Below are 8,017 nucleotides of genomic sequence, written 5' to 3' on the forward strand. Positions count from 1 at the left end.
CTTTATCACACGTAAATGTCGAAGGTCATAATCTTCAGGTCCTTGAACAGGCAGGCCGGCTTCGATGTTCGTCTTGATATAGTTGATATTTTCCTTTGTGATGATTTCTCCAGGTATGAAAATAGGGATCCCCGGAGGATACACCATAATGAACTCTGCAATCGTTCTGCCGGCAGATTTATCAATGGGGATGACTTCGGTTTCTGCGTAGAACGCATCCCTAGGTGTGATGGATAGAACAGGTATATCAGGCAGCATTACGGTTACAGGAGTGATATCCCCGTGTTTTTTCAATTGCGCCGCAAGTTCTCTTAACGCAGTGACTAATTGATCGCCTTCGACTTCAGTATCGCCTGGAGTGATGATACAGAGTATATTATAAAGATCGGACATTTCTACCTCGATATTATAAGCCTCGCGCAGCCATTTTTCAGCATCAAACCCACTGATTCCCAATTCTTTCACTGATACGATTAATTTCGTAGGGTCATAATCATGAGTGGCTTTCGTACCGAGTATTTCCTTACCGACACAATACAGGCCGTCAATTTTATTGATTTCATTTCTGATCTTTTCAGCAAGTTCAATGGTCGCACTGATCAATTCATGGCCTTCAGTTGCAAGACGCTTTCTGGCAACATCCAGTGAGGCTAGAAGCAAATAAGAGGTGGAAGTTGTCGTCAGCATGCTTAAAATAGTCTGAACCCTTTTGGCTGAAACCAGTCCCTCTTTCATATTCAACACAGAACTTTGTGTCATAGAGCCGCCAAGCTTGTGAACGCTTGTCGCCGCAAGGTCTGCTCCTGCCTGCATGGCAGATAAGGGAAGATCATCATGGAAATGGATATGAACTCCATGAGCCTCATCTACCAGCACAGGCACGTTATAGGAATGAGCAATTTCAACAATTTTTTTCAAATCAGCCGAAATTCCAAAGTATGTCGGATTGATGACCAGGACTCCTTTGGCATCTGGATTCTGTTCCAGCGCTCTGGCAACTGCATCTGTGGTGATTCCATGGGAGATTCCTAATTCTTCATCAATATCCGGGTGAATGAAGATAGGTGTTGCACCCGAGAAAACAATCGCGGACATGACTGACTTGTGCACGTTCCTTGGAACGATGATCTTATCACCTGGTCCGCATACGCTCATTACCATAGTCATGATTGCTCCGCTTGTACCCTGAACCGAGAAAAACGTATGGTCTGCTCCAAAAGCTTCTGCTGCTAAATCCTGAGCATTCTTGATCATCCCTTTTGGCTGGTGCAGATCATCTAAAGGACCGATATTGATCAGGTCAATACTCAAGGCATTTTCACCGATAAATTCTTTGAATTCAGGATCCATACCGGCACCTTTCTTATGTCCGGGTATATGAAATTGGACAGGATTCTTTTTACTATGTTCAATTAAGCCGCTAAATAACGGCGTTTCATATTGAGACAATTCATTCAACACCTTTTTGATATGTTTGTATATAATCAGCAGGATGACATTTCTGTATACTACTGGCAGTTATAGTCTTTTCATTTCAAACAAAAGAATTATAGCATCTAGGTTTTTCTTTGCATAGTGGAATTTGCCCATACTTTAACATTTTAATCAACTTGAAGGAAAATATTTATCTTATAGAGAATACGTGTATAGTGGGAGGGGTTAAATTGAACTGGACGACAAGAGTAACACAATTATTGAACATCAAGTATCCCATTATACAGGGAGGGCTTGCACATTTGGCCTATGCTGAATTGGCAGCTGCAGTATCGAATGCCGGGGGGCTTGGGCAAATAACTGCAATGTCACTCGATCACCCTGAAGAACTTAGGGATGAAATCCGGAAAGTAAAGAAACTGACTGATAAGCCTTTTGGTGTCAACTTTGCAATCGGGCAGCACGGAAGGCCGTTCGAAAAATTTGTGGATGCTGCAATCGAGGAAGGTGTTCCTGTCGTCTCTATTACAGGGGGGAACCCTGCGCCGTTATTTAAGAAACTTGAAGGAACCAATATCATCAAGCTAGTATTGGTAGCTTCTAAAAGGCAGGCATTGAAAGCCGAGCAAATGGGTGCGGATGCTGTCATGGCAGTCGGCCAAGAGGGCGGCGGCCATTTAGGTAAGGACGATATCGGAACTTTCGTATTGATCCCCGGAGTAGTCGATGCTGTCAGTATCCCTGTCATCGCTTCGGGTGGCATAGGCGACGGAAGAGGCTTAATGGCTTCTTTAAGTTTAGGGGCAGACGGAGTGGAGATGGGGACCAGATTTATTGCCACTACGGAATGCGTCCATGCTTCGGAAGAATACAAGCAGGCTTTGCTTGAAGGGAATGAGAATGATACAGTAGTAATCAAACGTTCTCTTGGTGCTCCTGCGAGGGCAATTTCTAATGTCTGGACAGAAAAAATTCTGCAGGCTGAGAAAGAAGAAGCGGGGTATGATGGATTAAAGACATTCATCAGCGGGGAGGCTAATAAGCGGTATATTTACCAAGGTGATAAATCAGAAGGATTCGGATGGGCAGGTCAGGTTATGGGTCTGATCAAAGATATCCCGACTGTTGAAAAGCTGATTCAGAGAATGATCGGCGAGGCAGAGAAAATAAGCAGCAGATGGAACTAAAAAGGAGTTGTTGCATCAAATGGAATATCAATATCCTTTCTCTATAGATTGGACAACAGAAGAAGTTATCGATGTCATTGCTTTTTTTGAAGCGATAGAACACGCGTATGAAAAAAAGGTGAAAAAAGAGGACTTGATGGCTCGTTATCGAAGGTTCAAGGAGGTCGTTCCGAGTAAGTCTGAGGAGAAGAAAATCTGCGGTGAATTCGAACAATCGAGCGGCTATTCTTCTTATCATGTGGTGAAAAAGATGAAAGAGTCCGATGAACAAGAATGGATAAGCATGAAGTAAAAACGACAGCCCACCCGGCTGTCGTTTTTTTAAATGCATATGGTTTAGTTCATTTTATAAAGGGGTAAAAGTGTTTCAAAGACATTTTCAATCTTGTGAACCAACTCATTACCGCTAAGATCAGTAACGATTTTACGATCGATCTGAAGACCGCATAAGATTTCAGCTTTCTTGACTTTTTGAACTCTTTCACTTAATGCAAGGAATTCGTCCCGGGACATTGAAGAAAAGGATACAGCATCGGGTTTTGTATGATCTCCTGACCAGACAAAGTGCGGTGGGATGATTGATCTGATGTCTTCCATATTTTCTTCAACTTTTTTTCCGAATTCTGCTTTGTGAGGTGCTTCATAAATCATTGCAAACCAGATGAAAAGATGGGTTTTCCATAAGCCGATCTGGAAGTGGGGGTGTTTCTTATACCCGCGCTTGTTGTTGGCAAATGCTACCCAGGTATCATCGGGAGGATTTACAGAGCGGCGTGCATGTTTAGCTACATGATAAAACATTTCGTCTCCTGTCATCGTGCTGAGAGCTGGTGAAAAATACTCACCTAAATATTCAAGTTTAGGACGTATATGTTGTTGGATGGCTTCCATCCTATTTTCCAATCCATCAATTGTGAATACTTGAAAGTCATCGTCATTAAATCCATTGAATTTCATTTTGCAGCCTCCTTTTTTAACATCGTTATTTTAACACATAGTCTCATGTGACATGTACTAATGAAACTCTAATTAGGTGTCTGCACATTTTAGTTACAAGATGAGATGGAATTTCATAATATGTATTAAATATTATCAGAACAATCAGATAAATTAAGAAACTCGGAAGGGGTGCAGGACCTTGAAACAAGTAATGAATACGTCAAAAAAACGTGATGTCCAGCAACAGCGTTTAAATGTATTAAGACTCGAGATGGATTATGAGCTAGCTGTATTGTTCGAAGCTATTCAAACTAAAAACAATGAAAATCAATCAAAATCCAAAGAAAAGCTAATGAATATTCGAGAAGAATTAATAAAAATGAAGGCTTTATAAAGTTTTGGTTCTTGGGAAGGTAAAAATTAAATGATGATAAAAGAAAAGACTGATTAAAGCGGACTCCTTATCTAAAAGAAGAGTTCGCTTTTTTGTATTGTTAGAGCCCGCGGGTATTTAACTTGAAACAGCCACATTTTTCTATTAAGCTAAATAGCTAAAGGAGTAATGGAGAATAGATTAAACTCAATAAATAAGTTGATATTAATAGTATCGCTATCTGTTTTAACTTTAAATTGGAGGTAAATGTTGTGACAAATTGGGTTGAATTAGATCGACAAGTAAAAAGTTGGATATTGGAAGCGGGTAAGCGCATCAGGGAGTCCTTTCATGCCGAACTGAATATCAAGACTAAGTCGAACCGAAATGATTTGGTAACCGATATGGATGAAGCGACTGAAAGATTCTTCATTGAAAAAATAAGAAGCAGCTTCCCGGATCATCAAATCCTGGGGGAAGAAGGATTTGGAGATGAATTCAAGGAATTATCAGGCGTTACATGGATCATTGATCCGATAGACGGTACGATGAATTTTGTCCATCAGCAGAGGAATTTTGCCATTTCCATAGGGATTTATGAAGAAAATGCAGGGAAGCTCGGCTACATATACGATGTTGTACATGACGAGCTTTACCATGCACAAAAAGGAAGCGGAGCTTATATGGATGATGTAAAGCTCCCTTCACTGCAAGAAGTGTCAGTAGAGGATTCAGTGATTGCATTAAATGCACAATGGGTTTCATCCAATAAGCGAATCGATCCGGCACTTTTAACACCCCTGGTACAAACTGTGAGAGGGACACGTTCGTATGGATCTGCCGCCATCGAAATGGCTTATATTGCTTCAGGAAGACTGGATGCATATATAAGCATGCGTTTAGCCCCGTGGGATTTTGCGGCAGGTAAGATCCTTATCGAAGAAGTCGGGGGAGTAGTGACAGATCTGGAAGGGAAGGAACTTGATCCCCTTCATAAAAGTTCATTATTCGTTGCGAAACCGGGACTGCATAAAACCATATTAACAAAGTATCTTAAGCGATAGATGCACCTCCATCAATCAAAAAGCTGAATGGAATCTTTCCATTCAGCTTTTTTAACTTTCATTTTCATTTCAGGGCTGCTATATAGCCGGTTCTATAATTTCCCCTCTTCACGATATTTTTTCTTGGTGGTGAAGCCGAAGCCCATAATGACTACCAGTGCCAATAAACTTCCCAGGGCTAGAAGAGGACTCTTTAAACTGATTGAAATGGCGATCCCCATTAACGATACGGCAGCGAGAATTGAAAATAATACAAAAATCCATTTGATATTCCCCATGGTAAAACCCTCCGTAAATATGTATTTCTTCGATTGCATTCTTATTTACTGCATTTATTGAAAAGATAAACAGACAAATGTAAATGTTCACTACTTAAATTCTACCTACTTAGAGGTGATTGTGCAACGGCTTATTCAATAAAACGATAGTGGGACAATTTCTCTTCCTGAGGATTTTTCAGCAATATTAATAAACGGATAAAACAGGGGCATTTGACAAAATTCAGCAGCATCATCCACTTCTTTTTAGAATTATTTATGCTTTTATAAGGGGCTGTGCTATAATGGTCTAGTTGAACAAAAATATTTTATCTTTAGCCTTTTAGGAAAGAAATCCAATATATTCAGGAGTGGAAATATGAACTTAAGAAATGATCTTAGAAATATTGCTATTATTGCTCACGTTGACCACGGAAAAACAACTTTGGTGGATGAGCTTTTAAAGCAATCTGGAATCTTCCGTGAGAATGAACAAGTTTCAGAACGCGCGATGGATTCGAACGACTTGGAAAGAGAACGCGGTATTACGATCTTGGCTAAAAATACGGCGATTCAATATAAAGATTCACGCATCAACATTCTTGATACACCAGGGCATGCTGACTTTGGCGGAGAAGTGGAACGTATCATGAAAATGGTAGATGGTGTTTTACTGGTAGTCGATGCGTATGAAGGCTGTATGCCTCAGACCCGTTTCGTTCTTAAGAAAGCACTTGAACAAAACTTGACACCAATCGTGGTTGTGAATAAGATCGACAAGCCTTCAGCCCGTCCGGAAGAAGTAATCGATGAAGTATTGGAATTGTTCATTGAATTGGATGCAAATGATGAACAGCTTGAGTTCCCGGTTGTATATGCTTCTGCCATCAATGGTACCGCAAGCACAGATCCGGATCCGGAAAAACAAGAAGAAAATATGCAGTGCCTATATGAGTCAATCATCGAGCACATCCCTGCACCAGTCGATAACTCTGATGATCCTCTTCAATTCCAGGTAGCTCTTCTTGACTATAATGATTATGTAGGCCGTATCGGAATTGGACGTGTGTTCAGAGGGACGATGAAAGTTGGTCAGCAGGTAGCACTGATGAAGCTTGACGGCTCAGTTAAACAATTCCGTGTTTCGAAGATCTTTGGTTTCTTCGGGCTGAAACGTGAGGAAATCCAAGAAGCAAAAGCCGGTGATTTGATTGCTGTTTCAGGAATGGAAGATATTAACGTAGGAGAAACGGTTTGTCCGGTTGAACATCAAGATCAACTGCCGGTTCTGCGTATTGACGAGCCTACACTTCAAATGACATTCCTCGTGAATAACAGCCCGTTTGCAGGCAGAGAAGGTAAATACGTTACTTCAAGAAAAATTGAAGAGCGTTTATTGGCTCAACTTCAAACAGATGTCAGTCTACGTGTTGAACCAACAGATTCACCAGATGCATGGACGGTTTCCGGGCGTGGAGAGCTTCACCTTTCTATCCTGATTGAAAACATGCGCCGTGAAGGATACGAATTACAGGTATCTAAACCGCAGGTTATCATTAAAGAAGTTGATGGCGTGAAGAGTGAACCGGTAGAACGTGTTCAAATTGACATCCCTGAAGAATACATGGGTGGAGTAATTGAATCTCTTGGACAGCGTAAAGGTGAAATGCTTGATATGGTGAACAACGGTAATGGCCAGGTTCGATTGATATTTATGGTTCCTGCACGTGGATTAATTGGTTATTCAACTGAGTTTATGACCCTTACACGTGGATATGGTATCATCAACCACACATTTGACAGCTACCAGCCACTGCAAAAAGGCCGTGTAGGCGGACGTCGCCAAGGTGTATTGGTATCAATGGAAACAGGTAAAGCATCTCAATACGGAATCATGCAAGTGGAAGATCGCGGAATTATCTTCGTTGAGGCAGGTACAGAAATATATGGCGGTATGATTGTTGGGGAGCATACGCGAGAAAATGATATTACCGTTAATATCACAAAGGTTAAACAAGCGACAAACGTTCGTTCTGCCAACAAAGATCAAACCGTTACGATTAAGAAGGCAAGAATCATGACACTTGAAGAATCCCTTGAATATCTGAACGATGACGAGTATTGTGAAGTAACACCTGAATCAATCCGACTTCGCAAAAAAATTCTTGATAAGAATGAACGTGAAAGAGCGGAGAAGAAGAGCAAGGTATCTCAATAAACTGAGTGAAGGGGGAGCAGGAAATGGATGTAACTGAGCGTTTATCCTTTTTCGCATCCCTTTACCGCGTTGATCAAAATGCGGAAATGGGAATGTGGCTTCTTTACTTAACCATTGTAGGACTCGCGATTTTAGTTTATAAGCTTGGTTTTGCCAAAAAACTGCCGCTTTTGAAATCGATCGTGATCTATCTTTTCTTGATTGTCGGTTGTACTGTACTGACATTCCTGGGGATATTCTTACCGGTTGCGGAGGGTCTTGTGGTAGCGGCTCTTATATTGATTATTTATAAGATCCGTTTAAACAATGAAAAGAAAAAAGGAAATGTATAATGAAAAGCGGCAGTCTTCAGAAGACTGCCGCTTTTCATTATACATTTTTTCTTTTTGGCTTCTGTATTGCAAGATAAAGAAGTACAAGAGAAACTCCGTATACCAGATGTCCGATCAACCAGAGGAATATCCCTCCAGAATCATAAGGAGAAGGGACTTCTTTGATGGCCATGAAAGACAGTGGGAAATAGAATAAGAAAGCCGGCAGGGTTA

9 protein-coding genes are annotated in these 8,017 nt (G+C 41.0%); 6 read left to right on the forward strand and 3 right to left on the reverse strand.

The features are described from left to right. On the reverse strand, positions 1 to 1,449 hold a 1,449-nt coding region (locus HP456_RS16545), incomplete at its 3' end, for an aminotransferase class I/II-fold pyridoxal phosphate-dependent enzyme (protein WP_172253087.1). A gap of 215 nt (positions 1,450 to 1,664) precedes the next feature. Here HP456_RS16545 and HP456_RS16550 point away from each other — a divergent pair. Both HP456_RS16550 and HP456_RS16555 read left to right on the forward strand, forming a co-directional pair. Further along, positions 1,665 to 2,621 (forward strand): NAD(P)H-dependent flavin oxidoreductase, encoded by a 957-nt coding sequence (locus HP456_RS16550; RefSeq protein ID WP_172253089.1) that lies wholly within the window; start codon positions 1,665 to 1,667, stop codon positions 2,619 to 2,621. A 19-nt stretch (positions 2,622 to 2,640) separates the two neighbouring features. Further along, positions 2,641 to 2,913, forward strand: a complete 273-nt coding sequence (locus HP456_RS16555) for a UPF0223 family protein (protein ID WP_172253091.1) — start codon at positions 2,641 to 2,643, stop codon at positions 2,911 to 2,913. Between the two features lie 44 nt (positions 2,914 to 2,957). Here HP456_RS16555 and HP456_RS16560 read toward each other — a convergent pair whose 3' ends face one another. Next, on the reverse strand, positions 2,958 to 3,578 hold the full coding sequence (locus tag HP456_RS16560; RefSeq protein ID WP_172253093.1) for a YktB family protein: 621 nt from the start codon (positions 3,576 to 3,578) through the stop codon (positions 2,958 to 2,960). A 181-nt stretch (positions 3,579 to 3,759) separates the two neighbouring features. On the opposite strand from HP456_RS16560, the gene HP456_RS16565 reads away from it, so the two are divergent. Both HP456_RS16565 and HP456_RS16570 read left to right on the forward strand, forming a co-directional pair. After that, positions 3,760 to 3,954, forward strand: a complete 195-nt coding sequence (locus HP456_RS16565; protein ID WP_172253095.1) for a YkzI domain-containing protein — start codon at positions 3,760 to 3,762, stop codon at positions 3,952 to 3,954. A gap of 251 nt (positions 3,955 to 4,205) precedes the next feature. Continuing rightward, positions 4,206 to 4,997, forward strand: coding sequence for an inositol monophosphatase family protein (locus HP456_RS16570; protein ID WP_172253097.1), 792 nt, complete (start codon positions 4,206 to 4,208; stop codon positions 4,995 to 4,997). Positions 4,998 to 5,089: 92 nt separating this feature from the next. Here the strand turns inward: HP456_RS16570 and HP456_RS16575 are convergent, their stop codons facing one another. Beyond that, positions 5,090 to 5,275 (reverse strand): YlaF family protein, encoded by a 186-nt coding sequence (locus HP456_RS16575; protein WP_172253099.1) that lies wholly within the window; start codon positions 5,273 to 5,275, stop codon positions 5,090 to 5,092. 358 nt (positions 5,276 to 5,633) lie between these two features. Here HP456_RS16575 and typA point away from each other — a divergent pair, with 358 nt between their 5' ends. Continuing rightward, the gene (typA, locus tag HP456_RS16580; protein WP_172253101.1) at positions 5,634 to 7,472 is read left to right on the forward strand and encodes a translational GTPase TypA; all 1,839 of its coding nucleotides are present in this window, start codon (positions 5,634 to 5,636) and stop codon (positions 7,470 to 7,472) included. A 23-nt stretch (positions 7,473 to 7,495) separates the two neighbouring features. Then, positions 7,496 to 7,804 carry a YlaH-like family protein gene (locus tag HP456_RS16585; RefSeq protein WP_172253103.1) on the forward strand — a complete coding sequence of 103 codons (309 nt, stop codon included), beginning with the start codon at positions 7,496 to 7,498 and terminating at the stop codon, positions 7,802 to 7,804. Positions 7,805 to 8,017: the final 213 nt, after the last annotated feature.

It is taken from the genome of Bacillus haikouensis (assembly GCF_013179555.1).
Classification (GTDB): Bacteria; Bacillota; Bacilli; order Bacillales; family Bacillaceae_B; genus Rossellomorea; species Rossellomorea haikouensis_A.

Excerpts from the sequence above, each read along its gene's own strand:
- HP456_RS16555 (WP_172253091.1), top strand. The coding sequence starts at position 2,641 with ATGGAATATCAATATCCTTTCTCTATAGATTGGACAACAGAAGAAGTT.
- HP456_RS16560 (WP_172253093.1), bottom strand. The coding sequence starts at position 3,578 with ATGAAATTCAATGGATTTAATGACGATGACTTTCAAGTATTCACAATT.
- HP456_RS16575 (WP_172253099.1), bottom strand. The coding sequence starts at position 5,275 with ATGGGGAATATCAAATGGATTTTTGTATTATTTTCAATTCTCGCTGCC.
- typA (WP_172253101.1), top strand. The coding sequence starts at position 5,634 with ATGAACTTAAGAAATGATCTTAGAAATATTGCTATTATTGCTCACGTT.
- HP456_RS16585 (WP_172253103.1), top strand. The coding sequence starts at position 7,496 with ATGGATGTAACTGAGCGTTTATCCTTTTTCGCATCCCTTTACCGCGTT.